The sequence below is a fragment of the Nocardia sp. PE-7 genome (genome assembly GCF_030486425.1).
Lineage (GTDB): Bacteria > Actinomycetota > Actinomycetes > Mycobacteriales > Mycobacteriaceae > Nocardia > Nocardia salmonicida_A.
In genome coordinates, this window is sequence record NZ_CP129614.1 from 3,931,457 (window position 1) to 3,956,991 (window position 25,535).

The following is a 25,535-nucleotide window of genomic DNA, read 5'->3' on the forward strand; positions in this document are numbered from 1 at the left end:
CTAGAGACGACGTCCGCCGTCGACATACACGGTCTGTCCGGTGACGAACCCGGCATTGTCGGAGGCGAGGAAGGCGACCACATTGGCGATATCGGCAGGCAGGCCGACCCGGCGCAGCGGGGTGACCTCGGCGGTCTTCGCCTGCAGTTCCTCGGCGCTCATCCCCCTGCGCGCCGCGGTGGCCGCGGTCATCTCGGTGGCGATGAAGCCGGGTGCCACCGCGTTGACGCGAATCCCGAACGGGCCGAGTTCCATGGCCAGCGTGCGGGTCAGGCCCTGGATGCCGGCTTTGGCCGCCGCGTAATTGGCCTGACCACGGGTGCCGAGCGCCGAGACGCTCGAGGTGTTGACGATGGCGCCGCCGCCGTTGTCCACCATGTGTTTCTGCGCGGCCTTGCAGCACAGGAACGCGCCGCGCAGGTGCACCGCCATGACGGTGTCCCAGTCCTCGACCGACATCTTGAACAGCAGGTTGTCGCGCAGCACTCCCGCGTTGTTCACGAGCACGTCGAGCGAGCCGAAGTCCGCCACGGTGCGCGCGACGGCGGCGGCTACCTGCGCCTCGTCGGCGACGTCACAGCCGAGGCCGATCGCGGTGCCGCCCGCCGCGTTGATCTGCCCGGCGGCCAGTACCGCGGCGTCGGCGTCGAGATCGACGACGGCCACGGCGAATCCGTCGTCGGCCAACCGCGCGGCGGTCGCCGCGCCGATGCCGCGGGCCGCCCCGGTGACGAGGGCTGTTCGGTGGATCATGGGTCGTACTCCTGTGTCAGACAATGGCATTCACGCCGGTGAGGGCGCGCCCGATGAGCAGTTTCTGGATCTGGGTGGTGCCCTCGTAGAGGGTCAACACGCGGGCATCGCGCAGATACTTGGCGACGGGGTATTCATCGATGTAGCCGTAGCCGCCGAACACCTGGATCGCGTTGTTGGCGGCGGAGACCGCGGCCTCGGAGGCGAACAACTTCGCCATCGACGCGGCGGTGCCGAAAGGTTCGCCGCGGTCGGCGAGATCGGCCGCGCGCCAGGCGAGGAGCCGTGCGGCATCGGCGTCGACGGCGATATCGGACAGCAGTTCCTGGACGAGCTGGTAGCCGGCGATCGGCTTGCCGAACTGTTCACGCTCACCGGCGTAACGCACCGCGGCTTCGAGGCAGGCACGCGCCAGCCCGACGCACCCGGACGCGACCCCGATGCGGCCCTTGTCGAGCGCGGCCATCGCGATCCGGAAGCCCTGCCCCTCCTCGCCCAGGCGCAGCGCGTCGGGCACCCGAACCCCGTCGAGGACGAGTTCGGCGGTGGCCTGGCCGCGCAGGCCGAGCTTGCCCTTGATCTCGGTCCGGCCGAATCCCGGTGCGTCCGTCGGCACCACGAACGCCGTGACGCCCTTGGGCCCGGGGCCGCCGGTCCGCGCGAAAACCAGCGCGTGATCGGCCCAGGTGCCATTGGTGATGAAGATCTTGGTGCCGGACAGGACCCAGTCCGAACCGTCACGGGTCGCACGGGTGTCCAGGTTCGCCGCATCCGAGCCGGTGCCGGGTTCGGTCAGCGCGAAACAGCCGAGCTGCGCACCCGCGCAGATTCCCGGCAGGAACCGCTGCTTCTGCTCCTCGGTGCCGTACGCGGCGATCGACTTGCCGACCAGGCCGAGCGAGACCGACACGATGCCGCGCACCGCGCTGTCGCCGCGCCCGAGCTCCTCGAGCAGCAGGCAGTAATCGAAGGTGTCGCCGCCGGAGCCACCGTATTCCTCGGCGATCCCGATGCCGAGGAAGCCCAGCGCACCGAGTTTGCCGACGATCTCCGGATCCACCGATTCGTCGCGATCCCACTGGGCGGCATACGGCACGACTTCCTTGTCCACCCACGTGCGGGCGAGTTCGCGCAGGTCGGACTGCGCGGGGGTGAGCTGGAAATCCACGGAACGACTCCTGAACCAAACGGCGTTAGGTTTACTCGGGCACCGTATCCTAACGCTGTTCGGTTAATCAAGGGTCGTTTTCGGCATCGGTGATACCGTTCGATTCCCCGACGAGAGATGGAGGAGCGCATGGCGAGGCCGCGCGTACCGCTGTTGAGCCGCGAGCGAATTCGCGACGCCGCGCTGGTCCTGATCGACCGCGACGGGCTCGCCGAGGTCTCCATGCGCAAGCTGGGCGCCGAACTCGGCGTGCAGGCCGCCTCGCTCTACGGCCACTACCCGAACAAGGACGAACTGTTCGACGACATCGCCGCCGGGGTCATGAGCCTCGTCGACACCTCGGCCTTCGACACGGTGAGCTGGGACCGAGCCCTCGCGGACTGGGCGCGCAGCTATCGCGCGGCACTGGCCACCCACCCGAATTTCGTGCCGTACCTGGCGACGGGCCCGGGGCGCCGCGCCGAGAATCTCCGCGCCGCCGACGCCGTACACGGCGGTCTGGTCGGTGCGGGCTGGCCGCCGCGCTACGCCACCATGATCGGCGCGGCCACCCGCTACCTGGTCATGGGTTCGACGGTCGGCTCGTTCGCCGGCGGGTTCGCCGACGACGTGCAGGTCTACCGCGACCGGTACCCGCACCTGAACCAGGCGCATCTGCTGCGCGCGATCGCCGACGAAATCGATGACGACAGTTTCGAATTGGCGCTCACCGCGTTCATCGCCGGGCTCAATGCCACGTACGCGACGGTCGTCACCGCGGACTGAGCCGCCCTACACACGAGGGAACCGGTGGCGCCTACGCGATCGCTCCCATGCGCCACCGGTTCCGTCGTGGTCCCCCCGTCTGAGGGGTTCGCCTACATCGAGGCGATCAGCCGGTCGACGCGCTCGTCGACCGATCGGAACGGATCCTTGCACAGCACCGTGCGCTGCGCCTGATCGTTCAGCTTGAGGTGCACCCAGTCGACGGTGAAATCGCGGCCCGCCTCCTGGGCGGCGGTGATGAAGTCACCGCGCAGCTTGGCCCGCGTGGTCTGCGGCGGGGTGTCCACCGCGGCGTCGACGGCGTCGTCCTCGGTGATCCGCTTGGCCAGACCCTTGCGCTGGAGCAGGTCGAACACACCACGACCGCGCTTGATGTCGTGATAGGCCAGATCCAGCTGGGCGATCTTGGGATCCGACATCTCCATGCTGTAGCGGTCCTGGTAGCGCTGGAACAGCTTGCGCTTGATCACCCAGTCGATCTCGGTGTCGACCTTGGCGAAGTCCTGCGCCTCGACCGCGTCGAGGGTGCGACCCCACAGATCCACCACCGCGTCGACCTGCGGATCGCGATCGCGGTTGCGCAGGTGCTCGACCGCGCGGGCGTAGTACTCGCGCTGGATCTCGAGGGCGCTGGCCTGACGTCCACCGGCCAGGCGCACGGGGCGACGACCGGTGAGATCGTGGCTGACCTCGCGAATGGCCCGTATCGGGTTGTCGAGGGCGAAATCGCGGAACGACACCCCCGCCTCGATCATCTCCAGCACCAGCGACGCGGTGCCCACCTTGAGCATGGTGGTCGGTTCGGCCATGTTGGAGTCGCCGACGATCACGTGCAGGCGCCGGTACTTCTCGGCGTCGGCATGCGGCTCGTCGCGGGTGTTGATGATCGGGCGCGAGCGAGTGGTCGCCGAGGAGACGCCCTCCCAGATGTGCTCGGCACGCTGCGACAGGCAGAACGTGGCCGCCTTCGGCGTCTGCAGTACCTTGCCCGCCCCGCAGATGAGCTGGCGGGTGACCAGGAACGGGAGCAGCACATCGGAGATCCGGGAGAACTCGCCCGCGCGCACCACGAGGAAGTTCTCGTGGCAGCCGTAGGAGTTGCCCGCGGAGTCGGTGTTGTTCTTGAACAGGTAGATGTCGCCGCCGATGCCTTCCTCGGCGAGGCGCTGTTCGGCGTCTATGAGCAGGTCTTCCAGTACCCGCTCGCCTGCCCGGTCGTGGGTGACCAACTGCACCAGGCTGTCGCATTCGGCGGTGGCGTACTCGGGATGCGATCCGACGTCGAGGTACAACCTGGCACCGTTGCGAAGGAAGACATTGGAGCTACGGCCCCAGGACACCACCCGGCGGAACAAGTACCGGGCTACCTCGTCGGGGGACAGCCGACGGTGACCGTGGAAGGTGCATGTCACACCGAACTCGGTCTCGATCCCCATGATTCGTCGCTGCACACTATCGACACTACAGCCATGACCAGTGCGCGCGCGGCGCTCCTGACATCCCATTCGCATACGTGTTCACAACGATTCGGACAGCGAACGACCGCCGCGCACACGACGAGATCGGGCCTGCGAACCGGAGTGATTCGCAGGCCCGATCATGATCGTGACGGTGGGTTATTTCCCCGCGTCGTCGTCGGGTTCGGGCAGCTTCGCCTCTTTCACCGGCTTGGGCTTGGACTTGGACGCGGCGAGCGCCGATTCCAGGGCCGGGCCCTGCAGCCTACGGAACGCCCGACGCGGCCGCTGCTGCTCGAGTGTGGCCACCTCGAGGGATGCCTCACCGAGCGAACGCTTGTCCTTGTCGGCTTCGGGCTGACCGGCCAGCAGTGCGCCGATCGCCACCTTCAACGCGTCGTCCAGGGACAGACCCGGCTTGTAGGTGGCTTTGAGCTGGGTCAGGATCGGCTCGGTGGTGCCGCCCATGACGACGTACTCGCGTTCGTCGACGATGGACCCGTCGAAGGTGATCCGGTACAGCACCGAGGTCGGCGACTGTTCGGGATAACCCACCTCGGCGACGCAGATCTCCACCTCGTAGGGCTTGAGCTGATCGGTGAAGATCGACCCGAGGGTCTGCGCGTACAGGTTGGCCAGCCCACGCCCGGTGACATCGCGCCGGTCGTACTGGTAACCCTTGAGGTCGGCCTGCAGGATGCCGCCGCGGCGCAGGGCCTCGAACTCGTTGTACTTACCGACCGCGGAGAATCCGACGCGGTCGTAGAGCTCGCTGACCTTGTGCAACGTCGCCGAGGGGTTCTCGGCGACGAACAGCACACCGTCGGCGTAGACCAACACGATCACGCTGCGACCGCGACCGATGCCCTTACGGGCGAGCTCGGTCTTGTCGCGCATGATCTGCTCGGCCGAGGCGTAATACGGCAGCGTCATAGGACGGCGCCCCCTTCTTCCGCGGCTTCCCGGTCGGCGATCACACCGCGGGCGATCTCGGCGAGACGATCCTCACCGATCTCGTCCGCACCGTCGGCATCGATCACCACCGCTGTCGGGAAGATCCCGCGCAGCATGTCGGGACCACCGGTGGCGGTGTCGTCGTCGGCGGCGTCGAACAGCGATTCCACCGCGATCCGCAGGGCCCGATCCTGATCGATGCCGCGCTGGTAGAGCTTCTTCAGCGACGACTTCGCGAACATCGAACCCGAGCCGACGGCGGTGTAGCCGAACCGCTCCTCGCTGCGCCCGCCGACCACGTCGTAGGACACGATGCGACCGGACCGGTCGGGGTCGAGGATCTGGTCGTCGAAACCGACCAGCAGCGGGATCGCGGCCAAACCCTGCATCGCGGCAGGCAGATTGTCGCGAACCATCTTCGACAGCTTGTTGGCTTTACCGTCGAAGGTGAGCGGTACGCCTTCGATCTTCTCGTAGTACTCCAGCTCCACCGCGAACAGCCGAACCATTTCGATCGCGATGCCCGCGGTGCCCGCGATGCCTGCCGCCGAGAAGGTGTCGGTGATGTACACCTTCTCGGTGTCGCGGCTGGCGAGCAGGTTGCCCATGGTCGCCCTGCGGTCGCCCGCGATCAGCACGCCGCCACGGTAGGTGACCGCGACGATGGTGGTGCCGTGCGGCGCCAGGTCCTTCGTCGCGGTCAGATCCGAGGCCGGAAACCTGTTGGCGGGCAACAGGTCCGGAGCGTGCATGCGGAGATGTTCGGTGAACGAGGAGAGAGCCCGCCCCGCGTGGAGGCGCAAGGGGTCACCTGGGGTCACTGGCCGCCCTTCTGCACATATGCCCGCACGAAGTCTTCGGCGTTCTCTTCGAGCACGTCATCGATTTCATCGAGCAAGTCGTCGGTTTCCTCCGCGAGCTTCTCGCGGCGTTCCTGCCCTGCCGCGTCGACGCCCTCGGGGCCCTCGTCCTCGTCGCCACCCCCGGCGCGCTTGGTCTGCTCTTGTGCCATGGCAGCCGACCTCCTCTTCCTCATCACGATGATCGTGTGTGTCCCACAACCCTACCGAGCCGATCCGACAAGGTGGTCGATAGCGATCGTATTGTCGCGCGGTCGTGCCCCGCACCGCGTCAGTGGGTGAGCTGTTCGACCAGTTCCGCGGCCGTGCGCGAGGCGTCGAGCAGCTTTCCTACGTGCGCTTTCGTGCCCCGGCGGGGTTCCAGCGTCGGAATCCGCACCAGCGAATCACCGCCGAGATCGAAGATCACCGAATCCCAACTGGCGGCGGCGATATCGGCGCCGAACCGGCGCAGGCACTCACCGCGGAAGTAGGCGCGGGTGTCGGTGGGCGCGTTGGTCATCGCGTCGAGCACCTGCTGCTCGCTGACGAGCCGCTTCATCGACCCGCGCGCGACCAGCCGGTTGTAGAGCCCCTTGTCCAGGCGCACATCGGAGTACTGCAGGTCCATCAGGTGCAGTTTGGGCGCGGCCCAGCCCAGCCCTTCCCTGGTGCGCATGCCCTCGAGCAGACGTAGTTTGGCCGGCCAGTCGAGCAGGTGCGCGGCCTCCATCGGATCGCGCTCGAGCAGGTCGAGGACCATCGCCCAGTTGTCGAGGATGTCGAGCACGCGCGGGTCGTCGTTGCCTTCGCGGTGGACGAACTTGGCGGCCCGCTCGTGGTAGAGCCGTTGCAGCGCAAGGCCGGTCAGCTCGCGACCGTCGGCGAGGGCGACGGTGGCGCGCAGCGTCGGGTCGTGGCTGATCTGGTGCACGGCGGTGACCGGGCGGGCCAGCTGGAACTCCGAGAGGTCCTCGCCCCCCTCGATCATGTCGAGCACCAGCGCGGTGGTGCCGACCTTGAGGTAGGTCGACATCTCGGCGAGGTTGGCGTCGCCGATGATCACGTGTAGCCGCCGGTACTTGTCGGCGTCGGCGTGCGGCTCGTCGCGGGTGTTGATGATGCCGCGCTTGAGCGTGGTCTCCAGGCCGACCTCGACCTCGATGTAGTCGGCGCGCTGGGACAGCTGGAAACCGGCGTGGTCGCCGGACTGGCCGATGCCGACCCGGCCCGCGCCACAGATCACCTGGCGGGAGACGAAGAACGGCGTCAGGCCCGCGATGATGTGGCTGAACGGGGTGTCGCGGCTCATCAGGTAGTTCTCGTGGGTGCCGTAGGAGGCGCCCTTGCCGTCGACGTTGTTCTTGTACAGCTGCAGGCGGGGCGCGCCCGGCACGCTCGAGGCGTGCCGGGCGGCCGCCTCCATCACCCGCTCGCCCGCTTTGTCCCAGATCACCGCGTCGAGCGGATCGACGACCTCGGGTGCGGAGTACTCCGGGTGGGCGTGGTCGACGTAGAGCCGGGCGCCGTTGGTGAGGATCATGTTGGCCGCGCCGACCTCGTCGGCGTCGATGACCGGGGCGGGCCCGCTCATCCGGCTCAGATCGAATCCACGCGCGTCACGCAGCGGGGATTCCACCTCGTAGTCCCACCGGGTCCGCTTGGCCCGCGGCAATCCGGCGGCGGCGGCATAGGCGAGAACGGCCTGCGTAGAGGTGAGGATCGGGTTGGCCGTCGGCTCCGTGGGGGTCGAGATGCCGTATTCGACCTCGATTCCGATGATGCGCTGCATGCAGACGAGCCTAGGCGACGGGCCCGACCCGCACCCGCATCTCCGCCCAGCGGGGCCGTGGGAGGCCTGGAACGTCCCCCACAAGGGGGACCGTGGAATCGTCCTCGTGAGCGATCCGCCGGGCCGGTGGTCGCGCCGATACTCGGTGCATGACCGACGCCGTCGCACCCGCCACCGAAGCGCCCGCCGCGCCCGGGCCTGCTCGCATGATCGCGCTGGATGTGCTGCGCGGCATCGCGATCCTGGGCACTCTCGGTACCAATATCTGGATCTTCACCGATCCGGCGGGCATGGTCGGCTACCTCGACGAGCTCGGCGCGACCCCCGAGAACGCCTGGATGTGGTCCGAACGGGTGCTCCAGCAGCTCGCGCAGGGCAAATTCCTCGGCCTGCTCACGGTGATGTTCGGGATCGGGCTCGCCATCCAGCAGGGGTCGGCGCAGCGGGGAGGGCGACCGTGGCCCGGCAGATACCCCTACCGCGCGGGACTGCTGTTCCTCGACGGCCTGCTGAACTTCCTGTTCGTGGCGGAGTTCGACGTCTTGATGGGCTACGCGCTCACCGGCCTGGTGGTCGCGTACATCCTCGCGACAAGCGAACGAGCACAACGCCGTTGGCTGATCATCGCCGCCTCGGTCCACGTGACGATGTTGACGTTGTTCGCGGCAGCCTTGACCTTCGCGTCACAACAGGAGAGCGCCGACTCCGCACCGCTGGATCCGAATCCCTATGCCGACGGATCCTTCTGGGATCTGGTGCTGTTCCGCATCGACCACGCCCTGATCTTCCGGCTCGAGCCGATCTTCGTGTTCCCGATGTCGATCGCGCTGTTCCTGGTCGGCGCGCGGCTGTTCCGCGCGGGCGTCTTCCGGCCGGAGGGCGCGCGAATTCGCCGCGGCCTCATGGTGATCGGGTTCGCGATCGCCGCGCCGCTGGATCTGGGGGTCGGCATCGTGGGCGGTGGCGACTTCATCTTGTTCACGCGCTACGGGACGGCGCCGTTCGTCGCCCTCGCGATCTTGGCGGCGGTCGCCGAGTTCTACCTGCACAGGCCCCGCATCGGGTTCACGGGCACCCGCCTGAGCGAGGTCGGCCGCACCGCCCTCAGCTGCTACATCCTGCAGAACCTGATCGCCGGAATGCTGTGCTACGGCTGGGGTTTCGGCCTGGCGGCGCAGGTGTCCGACTCGGCGAGGGTGCCGTTCACCGTGGTGATCTACCTACTCGTCGCCGCCGCGATCATCATCTTCGCCCACCTGTGGTTGCGCCGATTCGAGCGCGGCCCCGTGGAGTGGCTGTGGAATCGAACCTATCGCGCGCTGGCCGGTTGAGTCAGCGCAGTCGCTCGCCGGGCGGCGGGGCCGCGTCCGGCGCAATGAGCAGGTCGGCGATGAGCGAATCCCGTTCCAGCGGAACACCGAGACTGCGCGCGTTGCCCTCGAACAGCGACAGCACCGACTCGGTCAGAATGCCCTGCACCTGCTCGGTGGTGAGGACCGGTTCCGATTCCGCGCGCCAACTCGCCACCACACCGTCGACGAGCCCGACCATGCCGAATGCCATCGGCCGACCACGCGCCGGGTCGATCCCGAACCGAGCCAGGGTGGCCGCGAAGATGTCGGCGAGCTGTCCGCCCACCGCGCGGCCCGCGCCACTCAGACTCGGCGCGCCCTGCGGGGCCGCGTCGCCGAGGAAGCGGTGCAGATTCGGGTGGCGTTCGATCCAGCCGAGGTAGGTGCCGATGGCGCCGCGGACGGCTTCTTTGAGCGAGCCCTCGGACTGCAGGGCGGGCAGCAGCTCCGCGAGCAACAGTTCCAGGATCCGCTGCCGCGACAGCGCGTCGAGTTCGGCCCGGCCGCCGACATGGCGGTAGACCACCGGTCGAGGCAGTGCCAGATGTTCGGCGATCAACTGCACCGAGATCTCGAGACCGTGTTCCTCGATCACCTCGATGGCGGCGTCGATCATCTCCGCGCGGCGGCGCTCTTTGTGGCCGTGCCAGCGGGTGGCGCGACCGTCGGCGGCGGTCTGATCGGCGTGCGCGGATGGTGCAGTCACAGTGCCAACGATACCCGTGCGGATATTGACCGTGACACAGCGTTCCACTAACCTTGGTGATACACGCTGTAACACCTAGCGTGGCACGTTCCGCCGAGAGTGAGACCGCGATGCCCAACGCTACCGCCTCCCCGCGCGATTCCTTCGCCCAGCGCCTGCTGATCGGCTCGGTGCGAAAGTCCTATGACCCGGTGGTCGACATCGACTGGGCCGAACCTCTCGACCCGGTGAAGCTGTTCCTGCCCCCGCGCGTCGTCTCGCTCTACGGCACCGATCTGTGGGACGCGATGACGCCCGACCAGCAGCGCGAACTCTCCCGCCAGGAACTGGCCAATGTGCTCTCGGTCGGCATCTGGTTCGAGAACCTGCTCAACCGACTGCTGCTGCGCGAACTGCTCCGCGGCGACCCCACCTCCGCGACCTCGCACTACACGCTCACCGAGATGGCCGACGAGTGCAGGCACATGATGATGTTCGGCAAGCTCATCGAGCGCGTCGAGGCCCGCCCGTACTGGCCGCGTCCGGCGGCGCGGCTCGCGATCTCCGCACTGCCCGCCGTACTGCACGGCCCGATGGTGTGGGTGGCGGCGCTGGTCGGTGAGGAGATCTTCGACGCGCTGCAGCGGCGGATGCTCGACGATCCGCAGTTGCAGCCGATCGTCGCGCGGGCCATGCGCGTCCACGTCACCGAGGAGGCCCGCCACATCGGCTTCGCCAGGGACGCGCTGGCTCGGCGAGTGCCCGCGATGTCGGCGGGTGAGCGGGCCTATATCCGCTTGTGTGTGGCGGTGGCCGGGCCGCTGTTCGTCTCGCTGGTCACCAACCGGCACCTCTACATTCGCGCCGGGCTCGACGGTCGACAGGCACGCAGAGCCGCACTGGGTAATCCGAGAGCGCGGGAATCCCGGGCGGCCGGGGCGGCGGAACTGGTGACGTTCCTGGGTCAGCACGGGCTGATCGGAGCGGTCGGACGCAGGTGGTGGCGGGCGGTGGGCCTGCTGTGAGCGTCGCTGTCATCGGCACCGGATCCGGGGCGATCGTGCGGAAGCTGCGGGCGGCCGGTGTCGCCGAAGTGATTGTCTACGAACCGGTTTCAGCAGTCCATCCGCCGCGATCCCCGATCGGCAGACAACGCAGGGAGCCTCGGCGCCGGTGGCTGTATCGCGAGAATCAGCCGGTACCCCGGCGCCTGATCGACGTCGACGAACTCGTTTTCGACGAGCACGAGGACCACTGGCTGATCCACCTGGCCGGAGACGAGCCCGCCTTGGCGAGGGTGGTGATTCTGACCGCCGACACCACCGGGCGACTCCGCACCGGCTCGGTACCGGACACCGCACACCGTCCCGTCGGCGCCCGAACCGAGGGGGTCCGACTGCCGGTCACGGGACGCGAGGCCCGCACACTCGACGCGGCGTGGTCGCCGACTCCGGTCACCTTTCGCGGCATCGCGACCCATGGCTTCCCGAACCTGTTCTTCGTCAACGGAACCGAACCCGCCGTCCGGGAACCGTCGCTCGCCCAGTCGGCCCGAGTAGATCTCGTGGCCACCTGGGTCCGCGCTCTTCAGCGGCAATCGGGCACTCGGATCGAAGTGCGGGCCAGCACCCAGCACGAATACCACCGTCGACTCGACCCGACGTCGCGCATGCGTCGCCCCGGCCGCCCGAAACCCCACCATTTCGACATCACCGTCGCCGCCGACCGGCAGCCGGACCACGACTACACCGGACCGGCCCTGCTCGATCTACCCGGAGCCGAGTACTCCGTCGTCGCCACCCTCACCGGCCACCTCGACCCGATCGACGGCCGCTACCACTGGTACGGCCGCCTCGATCCCACCGAGACCACCACCCTGCCCGAGCCGACGCGAGCATCCGCCTTCCTCGTCCTGCCCGGCCGCGAACCCGCGGCCGCCCACCTCACCGAACGCGACCCGTGGGGCAATCTCCGCGTCACCGGCATCGGCGCCCCGCCCTTCGCGCTCGAGGCGTAGCAGCGGCTCGCACACACTCCGTCGGTATGCTCGGTGACATGCAGGCACGGGCGATGGTGATGGCGTACGCGGTTCTCGCGTGCGTGCTGCCCGCCTTCGTGCTCATCTCCACGCCCGGCGGTGAGGCCACGCGCATGCTCGCGTTCGGTGCTGTCGCCGCCGCGATGGTGTGCGCGCTGGTCGCGGTCACCGGCCGCAGTCGGCTACCGGTTCGGGTCGCGTGCGCGGGTCCCCCGCGGTCGGCACAGCGCCGATTGCGCGGTTCCTTTCTGCGACAGAGCAATCCGGATGCCGCCGGTCGTCCACGTCCACGAGCACCGGGGATCGATCACCACTGACAGGTGCCGCGCCGTCGGCGCCGCCTGTCGGATTTCGTGATCCCACTCCCCTTTTCGTGCGTTCGCGCACGCTTCACGGACAGGTCGTCCCGTCATGCTCGATGTCGTCTATTTTCCCGTGTCCGCGCTCCTGTGGTGCTGGCACCAGCTCTTCGCGATTCCGCTCGGCCCGGCCAGTTCTCTGGCGTGGCTACTCGCCGTGGTCGCGTCGGTCGTCACCGTCCGCGCGCTGCTCGTGCGCACCGCGCTCCGGCAGGCCCGGTCCCAGCAAGTCCTGCGTTCCCTCCAACCGCAGATGGAGGCCATCCGCCGCACCCATCGCGACGACCCACGCGCCCAGGCCGAGCAGGTCCGGCTGCTCCATCGCGAACACGGCGTCAGCATGTTCGCCGGATTCGTCCCGCTGATCGCCCAGGCACTGGTCTTCCTCGGCCTGTTCCACGTGTTGCGCTCGTTCGATCGGACCGGCGCCTACGCGGTCGGCCCGTTCAGTTCGACGGACAGCCCGCTGCCGGTGGAGGTCAACAGAGCCACCGCGAACTACCTGTTCGGCGCACCCGAGGTCCGCGCGTTCCTCGATGCCAGGCTGTTCGGCGCACCACTGTCGGCGACGCTCAGCGGCGCGGGCGAGGTTGTCGTCGCGGTCGCCGTCCTCGCCGTCCCGCTGGTGCTGATCGCCGCCCTCGCCACGCACTTCACGGCCCGGCTCACCCCGGCGGTCGGGGACAACAGCACGGCCACGATCATGCGCACCGTGGCGCTGTGGGTGTTCCCGGCGGGTGCGCTGATCGGCGGCGCCGTCCTGCCGGTCGTCGTGCTCACCTATTTCGCCGCCAACGCCCTGTGGACCTGCGGTCAGCAGTATCTGATCCGGCGCACCCTCGCCGCCGAGGAATCCGCGAAGAAGGCGCTGGTCACCGGGGCGGCCCGCGCCGCCGCGCCACGACCGGGGGTGAAGCCACAGCGCCGGAAACGGTGACTCACGGGGTGGACACTGCCGGCGGCTACCCTCGGGCGGGTGTCAGCGAATCCGGAGGCCGAACTGCTCGCCGTCTACGACGCCGAGGGGCTGGTGATCGGCGAGGCCGATCGAGGCACCGTCTACCGCGAAGGACTCTGGCACGCCAGCGCGGGCGTGCTGGTCCGGTCTGTCGACGGCGACCGGGTCTACGTCCATCGGCGCACCGACACCAAACTCGTCTTCGCCGGCCTGCACGACTGCCTCGCGGGCGGCGTGGTCGACGCGGGCGAGCACCCGTCCGACACCGCGATCCGCGAACTGCGCGAGGAACTGGGCATCGTTGTTGGCCCTGGCGCGGTACTTCCGTTGCGCGCCACCGCGTCCTGGGACGGCGTCTGGGCGGGACGCGCACTGCGCTGCCACCTGTTCGCGTACGAGTACCGCTACGACGGTCCGATCGTCCACCAGCCGTCCGAGATCGTGGACGGCTGGTGGTGGACCGATGCCGAACTGCGCGCGCGCCTGCGTGATCCGGCGTGGCCCTTCGTTCCCGACACGCGAGTCGTCCTGGACGGCCTGCTCACCGCACCCCGCCACTGACTCGATAGACGACCACCGAGCCTGCCGAACGACAGGCCACCGGTCGCCGAGATCAGTCCAGCGTGCGCAGGGATTCCTCGTCGCGAGCCACCACCGCGCCACCGTCCGCGGTGAGCACGATCGGCCGCTGGATCAGCTTCGGATGCTGGGCCAGCGCGGTCAGCCACTGCTCCCGATCCGCCTCGGCGCGACCCCATTGCGACATCCCGAGATCCTTGGCGATCTGCTCGCCGGTGCGGGTGATGTCCCACGGCTCGGCGCCGAGGCGCGCCAGCACCGCCCGCAACTCCTCGACCGTCGGCGGATCGTCGAGGTAGCGGCGCACGGTGTACTCCACCCCGGCCGCGTCGAGGTGCGCGGTGGCATTGCGGCTCTTCGTGCAGCGCGGGTTGTGCCAGATCTCGGTCTGCCCAGATGTCATATCGGCAGCGTAGTCACGGGCCGTGCAGGCGCGTCCGTACGTCGCGATACTGGAAACCATGAGCGACACCGCATCCCCCGAGAACCCTTACGGCACACCGACGACCACCGGCCCGCAACCTCTCCGCTCCTACCAGAACAGGCTGAACACCCTCATCCGCAGCCTGCTGAAGGTGCCCGTACTGTCCGGTGTCGTCGGCAAGCGGCTGGCCACCCTGCACGTGGTCGGCCGCAGATCCGGCGCCGTCTACGACGTCCCGATCGCCTACACCGTGCACGACGGCACCTTGCTGATCGGCACCGAGCTGCGCCCATGGGTGAAGAATCTGCGGGGCGGCGCACAGGTACGTGTGTCGCGTGGCGGCGCGCCCGAAACCTTCACCGCCACCGTCTACACCGACGAGAGCGACGTCATCGAACTGTTCGCGGTGATCGCGCGCGACAACAAGCAGAACGCGAAATTCAACGGCATCGGCTATCTCGCCGACGGCGAACCGTCCAAGGCCGACATCTACCAGACCTGGCAGCAGGGTGGCGTGGTCATCGGGCTGACCCCACAGTGAGCACGCGGCGAGGCTACTTACCGCCTTCGGTCGGGGTGACCTGAGCAGGCTGGTAACTCGCGCCCGTGACGTCGACGCCCGCGGCTTTCAACTGGTCGAGAGCCTTGGTGACGTACTCGGTGGAATAGGCGTCGGCGTCGGGGTCCTTGGTGAGAACCGTTGCGCCCTCGGCGTTCTTGGTGTTCTTCGCGATCGAGACCGTGCGATCCCATGCGGTCTTGTCGATGGCGCCGATGCCCGCGGGAGACGGCCAGATCAACTTGTTCACCTCGTTGATCTGCCACTGCTGGTGTCCGGCGCCGAGCGTGGCGCCTGCGGCGACGGTGATGTCGCGGCACTTGTCGAGGTTGTCCCGGCAGAACGCCCAACCCTTCAGCGAGGCGACCAGGAACTTGACCGTCTGATCCTGGTACTTGCTGTCCTTCAGCTTCTCGGTGTTGGCCCACAGGGCGTCCTGCAGCATGGCCACACCCTCGTCGTTCCAGTCGATGGTGTTGAAATCGTCTGCGGTGTAGAGCTTTCCGGTCGCGGGGTCCTTCGTTTCGAGTAGCTGGGCGTACTCGTTGTAGGACATGGCCTGGGCGGCGGCGATGTCCTTGGCGAGGAAGGCGTTCATATCGAACTGCTGCTGGACCAGTTTCACGTCCTTGGCAGGGTCGATCCCGGCTTCGGTCATCCCGGCGAAGAGCTCGAATTCGTTGCCGTAGCCCCAGTTTCCGACGGTCTTGCCGCGCAGCGCGGCGGGCCCGGCGATATTCTCGGACTTGAACGAGACCTGTTTGGTGCCCGATTTCTGGAAGACCTGCGCGATCTCGGTGATCCCGGCGCCCGCTTCCCGCGACGCGAGGGCCTTGGGCACCCACGCGACCGCGTAGTCCGCCTGCCCCTGGGCGAGCACCGTCTGCGGGACGATGTCGGTGCCTCCGTCGAGGATCTCGACCGACAGGCCCTGTTCCTTGTAGAACCCCTGGTCGACGGCGGCCAGGTAGCCGGCGAACTGCCCCTGCTTGAACCATTGCAGCTGCAAGGTCACCTTGGTCAGGCCGTCGGCGGTGGTCTCGGAACCGCTGTCGGTGGTACTACAGCCGGTCAGCGCGGCGGCGGCCACGGCGGCCAGCGCCACCGCGGTACGCAACCGGAGTGCGGTCTTGCTCATGGACGGATCTCCCTCATCGGATCGTGGACAGCAGTGGGGTTCGGGGTCGGCGGGTGAGGTATTCGAGCAGCAAGACGGCGGCCAGGAACACGAGGCCGACGCACATCGCACCGACGACGTAGGCCCACGCCCGCGGATAGGCGGTATTGGCGGCGGCGGAGGTGATCCGGCTACCGAGCCCGTTCTGCAAGCCGCCGAAGTATTCGGCGATGATGGCCGCGATGACCGCGCCGGGCGCGGCGATCCGCAAACCCGTGAACAGGTGTGGCAGCGCGGCCGGCACCCGCACGGTGCGGGTGATCTGCCAGCCCGACGCGGCGTAGGAACTCATCAGGTCGGCCTGCACCTTCGGCACCTGACGCAGCCCCCGCGCGGTGCTGACGAAGACCGGGAAGAACACGACGATGGTGACGACGAGCCGTCGCGGTGTCTCGGTGGTCGTGGAGTACATCGAGTTCAGCAGCGGTGCCAGCGCCACGATCGGCACCGCGGCGGCGGCCGCGGCCAACGGCGTGAGGAGCCCGTCGATCAGCTGGAAGCGCACCGCGAGGACGGCGGCGGCCAGGCCGAGGACTGTTCCCGCGACGAACCCGATCAGCGCGTTCGTGCCGGTGGCCAAGGAAGCATCCAGGATGCGGCCCGCGTTCTCGGCGAACTGTGCGGCGATCGCGCTGGGCGCGGGCAACAGGAACGACGGCACGCCCGCCACCACGGTGAGCACCTGCCACAGCGCCAGGACGACGACGCCGACTACTAGTGGCGGCAGCCAGGTCTTCATCGCAGATCCTGTCCGTCGGCAGTCGTCTCGTCGTGTTCGCCGCGCAGTGCCGCGCGCACGGCGGCGACCGCGGCGAAGAACTCGCCGGAGGCGCGAACATCGTTGCCCGCCTGTCGATCCCACTCGCCGGTGGACACGATGTCGCTGATCCGGCCGGGTCGTGCGGACAACACAACCACCCGGTCCGACAGGTACACCGCCTCCGGAATCGAGTGGGTGACGAACACTACGGCGGCGCCGGTCTCCCCCGCGATGCGCAGCAGCTCGCCCTGCATGTGTTCTCTGGTCATCTCGTCGAGCGCGCCGAACGGTTCGTCCATCAGCAGCAGCGACGGTGTGCGGGCCAGCGCGCGGGCGATGGCGACGCGCTGCTGCATGCCGCCGGACAGTTCGGCCGGGTACCGGTCGGCGAATTCGCTGAGTCCGGCCATAGCGAGCAGTTCGGCACTGCGTGCCTTGCGTTGTGCTTTGGCTACCCGGTGCAGTTCGAGGGGCAATTCGACATTGGCCGCGACAGTGCGCCATTCGAGCAGGCCGGCCTGCTGGAACGCGATGCCGTAATCCTGGTCGATCCTGGCCTGACGCGCGGACTTGCCGTGCACGGTGACAGCGCCGCTGCTCGGCGTCTCGAGGTCGGCGATGATCCGCAGCAGGGTGGACTTGCCGCAGCCCGAAGGACCGATGAGCGAGACGAATTCGCCCGCCGCGACCGTGAGCGAGACATCGGACAGCGCTGTCACCGCACCCGCGGCGAAGGTCTTGCCGAGATCGCTCAGTTCGACCGCGGCAGCGACCGGTGACACCGGAGAGCCGGGATCGGTGACCGAGGTGGTCATGGGTGCTTCACTCATCAGTCCTCGCTCGATGTGCGGGTGCCGGGCGGGTGGCTGTAGCGGCGCAGTGCCAGCTCCACCAGTCCGACCAGGGCGGTGAGGACGACGCCGAGCAGCGCGGCGGCCAGGACAGCGGCATAGAGCCGGGCCGCATCGCCGGTGGCCTGCTGGGAGAACACGATGATCTGGCGCCCGATCCCACCCGCGGTGCCGGTCGAGATCTCGGCGACGACCGCGCCGATCACCGCGGCCGCGGCGGCCAGCCGTAGCGCCGGAATCAACGACGGAACCGAGGCGGGAAACCGCAAGCGCGTCAACGTCGCCCACCAACCGGCCGAGCAGCTGCGCATCAATTCCACCGAAGCCGCCGACGGCGTCTGGAGCCCGCGCAGCATCCCGATCACGATCGGGAAGAAGGCAAGGTAGGCCGCGATCACCACGATGCTCATCCACGGCCGCCACGGCGCACCGCCGATGGACAGTTTGCCGCCCCACGCCACCACCAGCGGCGCGAGCGCGATCAGCGGAACCGTCTGCGAGAGCACCACATACGGCAGCAGCCCCCGTTCGAGCCAGCCGAACCGCTGCATCGCTACCGCCAGTGCCACGCCGACCACAGCGCCGAGCACCAGCGCCAGCAACGACAAACTCAAAGTGAACATCGCTGTGCGCAACAGTGTTTCGCCGACGGTGCCCTTGCCGTCCGGGTCGCCGAGCACGGTGAACACCGCCCAGACGTGCGGGAGCGCGCCGTCGCTGGTGCGAGGGAGGACGCGGGTGCCCGCGACGCTCACGCCGTCGGCGGGCACCAGCACCTTCACCAGCTCCCAGATCACCGCCACGAGGACGAACGCGCTCACCGCGTAGACCGCGCGCAGCAACCGCGTCCGACCAGGAGTGGATGCTCGAATCTTCTGTGGGACAACAGCTGTCGCCGGATCGATGGTCGTCGTACTCACCGACGCCTTCCCGCCCGCCATCGTCCGGCGATACCGTGCGCGCCGGTGTTCGACGCCCACGCCGACACGCGATCGGCGATCACGACAGACCGGCCGCTTCGATCGCGGTGACCTGCTGATTCAGCCGCGGCAGCACCTGCTCGCCATAGGCCTCGAGCGTCGACGTTTTGGCGTCGTGCTGCAGGTACACCGCGAATTGGCCGACGCCGAGCTTCTCGAGCTCCCACAACCGGGCGAGCTGCTCGTCGGGGGTCCCGATCAGGCAGAACCGGTCCACGATCTCGTCGGGTACGAAGGCGGCGTGGGTATTGCCCGCGCGCCCGTGCTGGTTGTAGTCGTAGCCCTGCCTGCCCGCGATGTAGTCGGTCAGCGCCGCCGGAACATCGCCGCCCGTTCCGTACTTCGCGACGATGTCGGCGACGTGGTTGCCGACCATGCCGCCGAACCAGCGACACTGATCGCGGGCATGTTCCAGCCCGGCCTGCGATCCGTCGGTGACGTAGGCGGGCGCGGCGACACAGATCGTCACCGACAGGGGATCGCGGCCTGCCGCGGCCGCGGCGGCACGCACCTTGCCGATGGTCCATGCGGTGATGTCGGGGTCGGCGAGTTGCAGGATGAATCCGTCGGCGACCTGCCCGGTGAGCGCGAGGGCCTTCGGTCCGTATCCGGCCACCCATACCTCGAGCCGCGAATCGGCGGCCCACGGGAAGCGCACCTCGAGGTCACCGACGCGAGCGCTGCGGCCGTTGCCGAGTTCCCTGATCACCTCGACCGATTCGCGCAGGGCGGCCAACGTCGTCGGCTTGTCGCCGAGCGTGCGGACCGCCGAGTCGCCGCGCCCGATGCCGCAGATCGTGCGGTTGCCGTACATCTCGTTGAGCGTGGCGAACACGGACGCGGTCACCGTCTGGTCCCGGGTGGCCGGGTTGGTGACCATGGGACCGACGATCACCTTGCGGGTGGCGGCCAGGATCTGGCTGTAGATCACGTAGGGCTCCTGCCAGAGCAGGTGCGAGTCGAAGGTCCACACATGCGAGAACCCGTGGGTCTCGGCCACTCTGGCCAGTTCGATCACCCGCGACGAGGGTGGTGTGCACTGCAGGACGACTCCGATGTCCATCGGCACTCTCCGTTTCGGCAGTTGGTTTCTACAGAAGGTTCTGCGACAGGCCGCGACGGACGAACCGGCCGTGCCCGGCGCGACCGTGATAGGCACCGCCGTCGACGATCACCCGGCCGCGAGACAGGACCGTGTCGACGTGTCCGTCGATCTCGAAGCCCTCCCACGCGGAGTGATCCATGTTCATGTGGTGGGTCTTGCCGAGCCCGATGCTGGTGTGACCGTTCGGGTCGTAGATCACCACATCGGCGTCGGCGCCCGGACTGATCACGCCCTTGCGCGGATACATGCCGAACATCCGGGCCGGGTTGGTGCAGCAGACCTCCACCCACCGTTCGAGCGAGATCCGCCCGTCCTTGACGCCCTGGAACAGCAGATCCATCCGGTGCTCGACCCCGCCGATCCCGTTCGGGATCTTGCTGAAATCGCCCACGCCGAGCTCTTTCTGGTCCTTCATGCAGAACGGGCAGTGGTCGGTGCTCACCGCGGTGACGTCACCGGTGCGGATGAACCGCCACAGCTCGTCCTGATGCCCCTCGGCGCGCGAGCGCAGCGGCGTGGAGCAGACCCATTTGGCGCCCTCGAAACCCGGTGCGCCCAACTGTTCTTCGAGTGAGAGATACAGGTACTGCGGACAGGTCTCGGCGAAGACGTTCTGGCCCTTGTCGCGCGCCGTCGCGATCTGTTCCATGGCCTGCTTGGCCGATACGTGCACCACATACAGCGGGGCACCGGTCAACTGCGCCAGCATGATCGCGCGATGGGTGGCTTCCTCTTCCATCTGCCACGGGCGGCTGGTTCCGTGGAAGTAGGGCGAGGTGTTGCCGCGGGCGAGAGCCTGTTCGACGAGAACGTCGATGGCGATGCCGTTCTCCGCGTGCATCATCATCAGCGCACCGAGGTCACCCGCGGTCTGCATGGCGCGCAGGATCTGGCCGTCGTCGGAGTAGAAGACGCCAGGGTAGGCCATGAACAGTTTGAAGCTGGTGACGCCTTCGTCGACGAGTTCGCTCATCCCTTTGAGGGATTCGTCGTTGACGTCGCCGATGATCTGGTGGAACCCGTAGTCGATCGCGCACTGTCCGGCGGCCTTGCCGTGCCATTCGGCGAGGGTGTCCTGCACCCGCTGGCCCGGTTTCTGCACCGCGAAGTCGACGATCGTGGTGGTGCCGCCCCAGGCCGCGGCCCTCGTCCCGGTTTCGAAGGTGTCGCTGGCCTCGGTGCCGCCGAACGGCAGCTGCATGTGCGTGTGCCCGTCGACGCCGCCGGGGATCACGTACTTGCCGGTCGCGTCGATCACCGTCTCGGCGTCGGCGGCCGGATCGGCGCCGAACGCGGTCGAACCCGGTTGCAGGACAGCGACGATCGTCTCGTCGTCGATCAGCACATCGAGCAGCTGGGACCCGGTGGCGCTCACCACCGTCCCGCCGTGGATGAAAGTGCGCATCAGGGGTTCACCAACGGTCCGTAGGCATCCGGGCGACGATCGCGATAGAACGCCCATCTCTCGCGAACGACCTTGATCAGATCCATATCGAGATCACGAACAACCAATTCCGGCGAAGTATCGGAGGCGACCTCGCCGACGAACTTCCCCTCGGGGTCGACGAAATAGCTCGTCCCGTAGAAGTCGTTGTCGCCGTATTCGCTCTCGATACCGACGCGGTTGATCGCGCCGACGTAATACTCGTTGGCCACCGCCGAGGCGGGCTGCTCGAGTTTCCACAGATAACTCGAAAGCCCTCTCGACGTCGCCGACGGATTGAACACGATTTCCGCGCCCGCGAGGCCGAGCGCCCGCCAGCCCTCCGGGAAATGGCGGTCGTAACAAATATAGACGCCGACCTTGCCGACCGCGGTGTCGAACACCGGCCACCCGAGGTTGCCCGGCCGGAAGTAGAACTTCTCCCAGAAGCCGGTGACCTGCGGTATGTGATGTTTGCGGTATTTGCCCAGATAGGAGCCATCGGCGTCGATCACCACCGCCGTGTTGTAGAGCAGCCCGTCCATCTCACGCTCGTACACCGGCGCCACGATCACCAAGCTCAATTCGGCGGCCAGGGCGGCGATTCGCTCGGTGGTCGGGCCCGGTACCGATTCGGCGTATTCGTAGAACTCGGTGTCCTGTCGCTGGCAGAAATACGGGCCGTAGAACAACTCCTGGAAGCAGATCACCTGCGCCCCCTGCGCCGCCGCCTCCCTGGCATAGTCCTCGTGAACTTTGATCATCGATTCTTTGTCACCAGTCCAGCTGGTCTGGACGAGCGCCGCTCTGACGATTCCCATGCTTTGTTATACTGCACCTTCAACTGATTCTGTTGTGTTACAAGTGCGCGGAAACAGTTTCGGTGCCGTAAACGTTGGCGGTGCGCCCCGGACCGGCCGCGCACGACCCGCAGAATGAGTCGATGACCGAAGCCTCGCCGACCGCACTGCCCGCGGACTTCGCCGGGGACCTCGACGAGCGAACCGCCGCCGGTATCGCCGCCGCGCTCGGCCGCCGCATCCGCTCCGGCGCGCTCGCACCGGGCACCCGCCTGCCCACTGTGCGCGAGGTGGCCCGCGAACTCCGGGTCTCCCCCGCCACCGTCAGTCAGGCGTGGCGGGCGCTGGCCGCGACCGGCGCGATCACCGCGCGCGGTCGGGCGGGCACCTTCGTCGGGGAGAAGCGGGAGGCGCCGATCGGCCGGTATCAGCGCCTGCACTCGCCCTCCGACAATGCCTTTCGTGTCGACCTGTCCCGTGGCACCCCTGACCCGGCGTTGCTGCCCGACCTCGCCGCCGCCTTGCACGCGCTCTCGCGCGATACCGCGCCGGGCGATCTGTCGGCCCACTATCTCGGCGAGGCGGTGCTGCCCGCTCTCGCCGACACGCTGCGCGCGGACTGGCCGTGGCCGTGCGAACGGCTGACCGTCCTCGACGGCGCCCTCGATGCCGTGGACCGGCTGCTCGGCGCACATGTCCGTTTCGGCGATCCGGTGATCGTCGAGGATCCGTGTTTCCCGCCGTTCCTCGATCTGCTCGCCCGCCTCGGCGCGCGCCCGGTGGCCGTTCCTCTCGACGAATCCGGTTTCCGGCCGTCGGAATTCGCTCGCGCTTTCGACGGCCCCGCACCGCGCGCGGTGATCCTGCAGCCGCGCGCCAACAACCCGACCGGCGCCTCCCTCGACGCCGCCCGAGTGCGCGAGCTCACCGCTCTCCTCGGCCCGCAGCCCGCGCTGATCATCGAGGACGACCATTCGGCGGGTATCGCCTCCACCGCGCTGCGTTCGCTCGCCGCGCACTTCCCCGATCGCGGTGTCTACATCCGCTCCTACTCCAAGTCCCACGGCGCCGATCTGCGGCTGGCCGTCGCAGGCGGGCCCGCGGCACTGCTCGATCCGGTGGTCGAACGCCGGATGCTCGGGCCGGGGTGGTCCAGCCGACTACTCCAGCGCGTGCTGTCGACGATGCTGCACGATCCCGATGCCCGTGCCACCGTCGCGCAGGCGCGACTCGAATATCGCAGGCGCGCTGAAGTTTTGCGTCGCGCGCTGGCGCGGCACGACGTGATCGTGGCTGCGGGCGACGGCATCAATGTCTGGCTGCCGGTCTCCGACGAGAACGCCGCCATGATCAGCCTCGCCGCTGCGGGCATCAAGGCCGCGCCCGGCGGACCGTTCGAAGCGGGCGCGCGGCCCGCCACCGACCATCTGCGGCTGACGCTGGGCGGCGGCCTCGGCGACACCGACATCGCGTGGCTGGCCGCCGAACTCGCCGCCGCGGCCGCCGCCACCCCGACCTATCGGCGCATCCGCCGATCCTGACCCGGCATCGCGGGCTACATCGTGCGTAGGTCGAGCCACAGCTGCGACCAGGGTCGAACCGGTTGTTCGCATCGCCAGATCGTCACGTCACGGGTGGCGCCCTCGTAGCCGAGGCGGGCGTCGGATCGCCCGATCGGCGTCACCGACCCGAAGCTCTCGCGCAGTTCCTCGAGCTCCCCGCCGACGTAGAGGATCGTCGTCGCCGAGTCCGGCGGTGTACCCAGGTAGCCGTACCCGCGATTCGGGCTGTACACCGCCGGCCAGCCGTACTGCGGCCGATAGGTGTCGAGAGCCCCTGCCTGCCAATAGGATTGGGCAACGATCACCACACGGGCCCGCTCGTCCTCGGGCAGCGCCCGGTAGGCGAGATCGGTCGACGCGGCCAGGTCGGACCAGCCGAACTTGCCGTGCAGCAGCAGATCCACCCCACCGGTACTCGGCGGGATCGAGGATTCGGGCTGCCACGGCAGCGACAACGCCGCGAGGACCACCGACAGCCCGATCACCGGAACCGCGGCGATCCGCTGCCAGGCGACCCTGGCCTCGACCAGCCCGACAGCCCCGGCCGCCATCGCGACCGGATAGATGCCGACGGCGTAGTACGAGCGCCCACCGGTCGCCACGAACGCGACCACGAGCAACACCACAACCAGGCCGAAGAACCGGTAGGGCCGCAGCGATTCGGCGCGGAACAACCGCACCGTGCCGTAGACCAGCAGAATCGCGCCCAGCAGCCCGGCCGCGAGCAGGGCTAGAGGCACGAAGGCCAGGCGGCCACCGATCGCCTCCTGCTCCGCACTCACCACCGCGCCCATCTCGAGCTGCGGCCACCCGTTCGCCGCCTGCCACAGCAGGCTGGGCACCATCGCGACCGTGGTGATCGCCGCGCCGATCCACAGTGCGGGCCTGCGCAACAGATCGCGGGGTCCGTAGACCAGCACGCTGATCCCGACACAGATCCAGAAGAAGGGAATGAGCCATTTGACCTGCATGTCGATCGCGGTGACGACGCCGGCCAGGATCAGCAGCACATCGGCGCGCGTCCGGACCCAGCGCACGAGCAGCCAGGTGATGAGCACCCACAGCGGCCCATCGATGGCATTGGTGGAGAGCTGACTGCCCTGCACGAACAGAAACGGTGACGTCGCGTAGGCGGCCGCGCTGATCAGCTGCGCGCCGCGGCCGCCGCCGAATTCCCGCGCGATCGCCGCGGCGAGCACGATGCCCGCCACCGTGACCAGCAGGGCCGGAACTCGCAGCGCCACCAGCGAACCGGGTGCGATCGAATCCATCAGCGCAGCGATCAGCGGCAGCAGCGGGCCCTGGTCGGCGTAGCTGACCGCCAGGTGGTGCCCGCCCGCCGCCAGAAAGTACAACTCGTCGCCGAAGAAGCCGTACTGCCCGAGCACAGCGAACAACCCGATCGCGGCCACCACCGCGATCGCGCCGACACCGAGCACCGCGAACGGCGGAACCTCCCGTGTCGCATCGGGTTCGGTCGATTCCGTCGTCGTTGTCATCGGTCGTCGTCCTTCCTCGTCACCGCGTCGTACATCCGGATGAGATGCGAGCGGTACTGGCGCACATCGAAATCGGGTTGGCGCACCGCCCGGTTCGCGATGCCGTCGATCGAGTCCCGGATCAGACGCGCGAGCACGGTCGGGTCGAAGTCGCCGAACTCGCCGACGCGCTGACCCTCGGCCAGCGCCGAGACCAGCGGCGCGATCATCTCCCGATCACCGTCGGGGGTGTCGAAGCGCAGCGAACCGTCCGGGCCGCGCAGGTTGACCACGATGTCGCCGACGGCAGCGACGTAGCTCTTGTTGTCGTCGATGAATTGCAGATTCGACGACAGATAGGCGTGCAGGGCGGCGCGGTAGCCGTCGGCGATCGCCGCGGTGACGAACGGCGACATGAACTCGGCGCCGGAGACGAACAGCTGCGTCACGACCTGTGACATCAGCTCGTCCTTACCGTCGAAATGGTAGGAGATCACGCCCTTGGAGATCCCCGCGTGCTCGGCGATCCGGGCCAAGGACGCGTTGCTGTACCCGACCTCGGAGATCACTTCGACGGTGGACGCGATGATCTGCCGCCGTCGCGCATCCTCGATGAACGAACGCTGTTGTCCATCCGGCTTATTTTCTGGCCGCATGGTCAGAATTTAGCACGTACGGCCTGGAACCGTGCCCTAGATGACGTCAGCCTGGGCCGAT

General features: G+C 68.1%; 27 protein-coding genes. 9 read left to right on the plus strand and 18 right to left on the minus strand.

What is annotated here, in order from left to right:
* Together fabG and QX204_RS18600 are read right to left on the minus strand one after the other, a co-directional pair.
* Positions 1-753, minus strand: coding sequence for a 3-oxoacyl-ACP reductase FabG (gene fabG / locus QX204_RS18595; RefSeq protein ID WP_301901006.1), 753 nt, complete (start codon positions 751-753; stop codon positions 1-3).
* Positions 754-769: 16 nt separating this feature from the next.
* The gene (locus QX204_RS18600; protein ID WP_301901008.1) at positions 770-1,921 is read right to left on the minus strand and encodes an acyl-CoA dehydrogenase family protein; all 1,152 of its coding nucleotides are present in this window, start codon (positions 1,919-1,921) and stop codon (positions 770-772) included.
* 129 nt (positions 1,922-2,050) lie between these two features.
* On the opposite strand from QX204_RS18600, the gene QX204_RS18605 reads away from it, so the two are divergent.
* Positions 2,051-2,686: a TetR/AcrR family transcriptional regulator gene (locus tag QX204_RS18605; protein ID WP_301901010.1), complete on the plus strand. Its 636-nt coding sequence runs from the start codon at positions 2,051-2,053 to the stop codon at positions 2,684-2,686.
* Positions 2,687-2,778: 92 nt separating this feature from the next.
* On the opposite strand, the gene pafA is transcribed toward QX204_RS18605, so the two are convergent.
* The 5 genes from pafA to dop all read right to left on the minus strand — a co-directional run bounded on the left by pafA (position 2,779) and on the right by dop (position 7,728).
* Positions 2,779-4,137 (minus strand): Pup--protein ligase, encoded by a 1,359-nt coding sequence (pafA, locus tag QX204_RS18610; RefSeq protein WP_194824832.1) that lies wholly within the window; start codon positions 4,135-4,137, stop codon positions 2,779-2,781.
* Between the two features lie 165 nt (positions 4,138-4,302).
* Positions 4,303-5,076: a proteasome subunit alpha gene (gene prcA / locus QX204_RS18615; RefSeq protein WP_301901013.1), complete on the minus strand. Its 774-nt coding sequence runs from the start codon at positions 5,074-5,076 to the stop codon at positions 4,303-4,305.
* Positions 5,073-5,849, minus strand: coding sequence for a proteasome subunit beta (prcB, locus tag QX204_RS18620; protein WP_301901015.1), 777 nt, complete (start codon positions 5,847-5,849; stop codon positions 5,073-5,075). Before prcB ends, prcA begins: the two co-directional genes overlap by 4 nt.
* Before the next feature lie 65 nt (positions 5,850-5,914).
* Entirely contained in the window at positions 5,915-6,109 is a 195-nt protein-coding gene (locus QX204_RS18625) for a ubiquitin-like protein Pup (RefSeq protein ID WP_019047503.1), read from the minus strand.
* A 119-nt stretch (positions 6,110-6,228) separates the two neighbouring features.
* On the minus strand, positions 6,229-7,728 hold the full coding sequence (dop, locus tag QX204_RS18630; RefSeq protein ID WP_301901019.1) for a depupylase/deamidase Dop: 1,500 nt from the start codon (positions 7,726-7,728) through the stop codon (positions 6,229-6,231).
* A gap of 149 nt (positions 7,729-7,877) precedes the next feature.
* Between dop and QX204_RS18635 the strand changes: the two genes are divergently transcribed.
* Positions 7,878-9,059, plus strand: coding sequence for a DUF418 domain-containing protein (locus QX204_RS18635; protein WP_301901020.1), 1,182 nt, complete (start codon positions 7,878-7,880; stop codon positions 9,057-9,059).
* Position 9,060: 1 nt separating this feature from the next.
* Here the strand turns inward: QX204_RS18635 and QX204_RS18640 are convergent, their stop codons facing one another.
* The gene (locus QX204_RS18640; RefSeq protein ID WP_301901021.1) at positions 9,061-9,786 is read right to left on the minus strand and encodes a TetR/AcrR family transcriptional regulator; all 726 of its coding nucleotides are present in this window, start codon (positions 9,784-9,786) and stop codon (positions 9,061-9,063) included.
* Between the two features lie 110 nt (positions 9,787-9,896).
* Here QX204_RS18640 and QX204_RS18645 point away from each other — a divergent pair, with 110 nt between their 5' ends.
* The 5 genes from QX204_RS18645 to QX204_RS18665 all read left to right on the plus strand — a co-directional run bounded on the left by QX204_RS18645 (position 9,897) and on the right by QX204_RS18665 (position 13,681).
* Positions 9,897-10,790, plus strand: a complete 894-nt coding sequence (locus tag QX204_RS18645; protein ID WP_301901022.1) for an AurF N-oxygenase family protein — start codon at positions 9,897-9,899, stop codon at positions 10,788-10,790.
* Complete coding sequence (locus QX204_RS18650) at positions 10,787-11,782, plus strand: DUF4873 domain-containing protein (protein WP_301901023.1); 996 nt, start codon at positions 10,787-10,789, stop codon at positions 11,780-11,782. The genes QX204_RS18645 and QX204_RS18650 overlap by 4 nt, the downstream gene beginning before the upstream one ends.
* Before the next feature lie 38 nt (positions 11,783-11,820).
* Positions 11,821-12,120 carry a DUF6412 domain-containing protein gene (locus tag QX204_RS18655; protein ID WP_301901024.1) on the plus strand — a complete coding sequence of 100 codons (300 nt, stop codon included), beginning with the start codon at positions 11,821-11,823 and terminating at the stop codon, positions 12,118-12,120.
* A 94-nt stretch (positions 12,121-12,214) separates the two neighbouring features.
* Positions 12,215-13,099 carry a membrane protein insertase YidC gene (gene yidC / locus QX204_RS18660; protein WP_301901026.1) on the plus strand — a complete coding sequence of 295 codons (885 nt, stop codon included), beginning with the start codon at positions 12,215-12,217 and terminating at the stop codon, positions 13,097-13,099.
* A 39-nt stretch (positions 13,100-13,138) separates the two neighbouring features.
* Positions 13,139-13,681 carry an NUDIX hydrolase gene (locus QX204_RS18665; protein WP_301901028.1) on the plus strand — a complete coding sequence of 181 codons (543 nt, stop codon included), beginning with the start codon at positions 13,139-13,141 and terminating at the stop codon, positions 13,679-13,681.
* Positions 13,682-13,733: 52 nt separating this feature from the next.
* Here the strand turns inward: QX204_RS18665 and QX204_RS18670 are convergent, their stop codons facing one another.
* Positions 13,734-14,102 carry an arsenate reductase family protein gene (locus tag QX204_RS18670; protein ID WP_301901030.1) on the minus strand — a complete coding sequence of 123 codons (369 nt, stop codon included), beginning with the start codon at positions 14,100-14,102 and terminating at the stop codon, positions 13,734-13,736.
* Between the two features lie 58 nt (positions 14,103-14,160).
* Between QX204_RS18670 and QX204_RS18675 the strand changes: the two genes are divergently transcribed.
* Positions 14,161-14,664, plus strand: coding sequence for a nitroreductase/quinone reductase family protein (locus tag QX204_RS18675; protein ID WP_301901032.1), 504 nt, complete (start codon positions 14,161-14,163; stop codon positions 14,662-14,664).
* 13 nt (positions 14,665-14,677) lie between these two features.
* Here QX204_RS18675 and QX204_RS18680 read toward each other — a convergent pair whose 3' ends face one another.
* The 7 genes from QX204_RS18680 to QX204_RS18710 all read right to left on the minus strand — a co-directional run bounded on the left by QX204_RS18680 (position 14,678) and on the right by QX204_RS18710 (position 21,799).
* Positions 14,678-15,820, minus strand: coding sequence for an ABC transporter substrate-binding protein (locus QX204_RS18680; protein WP_301901033.1), 1,143 nt, complete (start codon positions 15,818-15,820; stop codon positions 14,678-14,680).
* A 13-nt stretch (positions 15,821-15,833) separates the two neighbouring features.
* The gene (locus tag QX204_RS18685; protein WP_301901034.1) at positions 15,834-16,598 is read right to left on the minus strand and encodes an ABC transporter permease; all 765 of its coding nucleotides are present in this window, start codon (positions 16,596-16,598) and stop codon (positions 15,834-15,836) included.
* Positions 16,595-17,449, minus strand: a complete 855-nt coding sequence (locus QX204_RS18690; RefSeq protein WP_301901036.1) for an ABC transporter ATP-binding protein — start codon at positions 17,447-17,449, stop codon at positions 16,595-16,597. The genes QX204_RS18685 and QX204_RS18690 overlap by 4 nt, the downstream gene beginning before the upstream one ends.
* On the minus strand, positions 17,449-18,390 hold the full coding sequence (locus tag QX204_RS18695) for an ABC transporter permease (protein WP_301901037.1): 942 nt from the start codon (positions 18,388-18,390) through the stop codon (positions 17,449-17,451). The genes QX204_RS18690 and QX204_RS18695 overlap by 1 nt, the downstream gene beginning before the upstream one ends.
* 79 nt (positions 18,391-18,469) lie before the next feature.
* The gene (locus tag QX204_RS18700) at positions 18,470-19,513 is read right to left on the minus strand and encodes a TIGR03842 family LLM class F420-dependent oxidoreductase (protein WP_301901039.1); all 1,044 of its coding nucleotides are present in this window, start codon (positions 19,511-19,513) and stop codon (positions 18,470-18,472) included.
* Between the two features lie 28 nt (positions 19,514-19,541).
* Entirely contained in the window at positions 19,542-20,963 is a 1,422-nt protein-coding gene (gene hydA, locus QX204_RS18705; protein ID WP_301908037.1) for a dihydropyrimidinase, read from the minus strand.
* A complete protein-coding gene (locus QX204_RS18710) occupies positions 20,960-21,799 on the minus strand; it encodes a nitrilase-related carbon-nitrogen hydrolase (RefSeq protein ID WP_301901041.1) in 840 nt (279 codons plus the stop codon). Before QX204_RS18710 ends, hydA begins: the two co-directional genes overlap by 4 nt.
* A gap of 122 nt (positions 21,800-21,921) precedes the next feature.
* Between QX204_RS18710 and QX204_RS18715 the strand changes: the two genes are divergently transcribed.
* Positions 21,922-23,319: an aminotransferase-like domain-containing protein gene (locus tag QX204_RS18715; protein WP_301901043.1), complete on the plus strand. Its 1,398-nt coding sequence runs from the start codon at positions 21,922-21,924 to the stop codon at positions 23,317-23,319.
* A gap of 14 nt (positions 23,320-23,333) precedes the next feature.
* Here QX204_RS18715 and QX204_RS18720 read toward each other — a convergent pair whose 3' ends face one another.
* Both QX204_RS18720 and QX204_RS18725 read right to left on the minus strand, forming a co-directional pair.
* A complete protein-coding gene (locus tag QX204_RS18720) occupies positions 23,334-24,839 on the minus strand; it encodes an ArnT family glycosyltransferase (protein WP_301901045.1) in 1,506 nt (501 codons plus the stop codon).
* The gene (locus QX204_RS18725; protein WP_301901047.1) at positions 24,836-25,474 is read right to left on the minus strand and encodes a TetR/AcrR family transcriptional regulator; all 639 of its coding nucleotides are present in this window, start codon (positions 25,472-25,474) and stop codon (positions 24,836-24,838) included. The genes QX204_RS18720 and QX204_RS18725 overlap by 4 nt, the downstream gene beginning before the upstream one ends.
* Between the last annotated feature and the right edge of the window lie 61 nt (positions 25,475-25,535).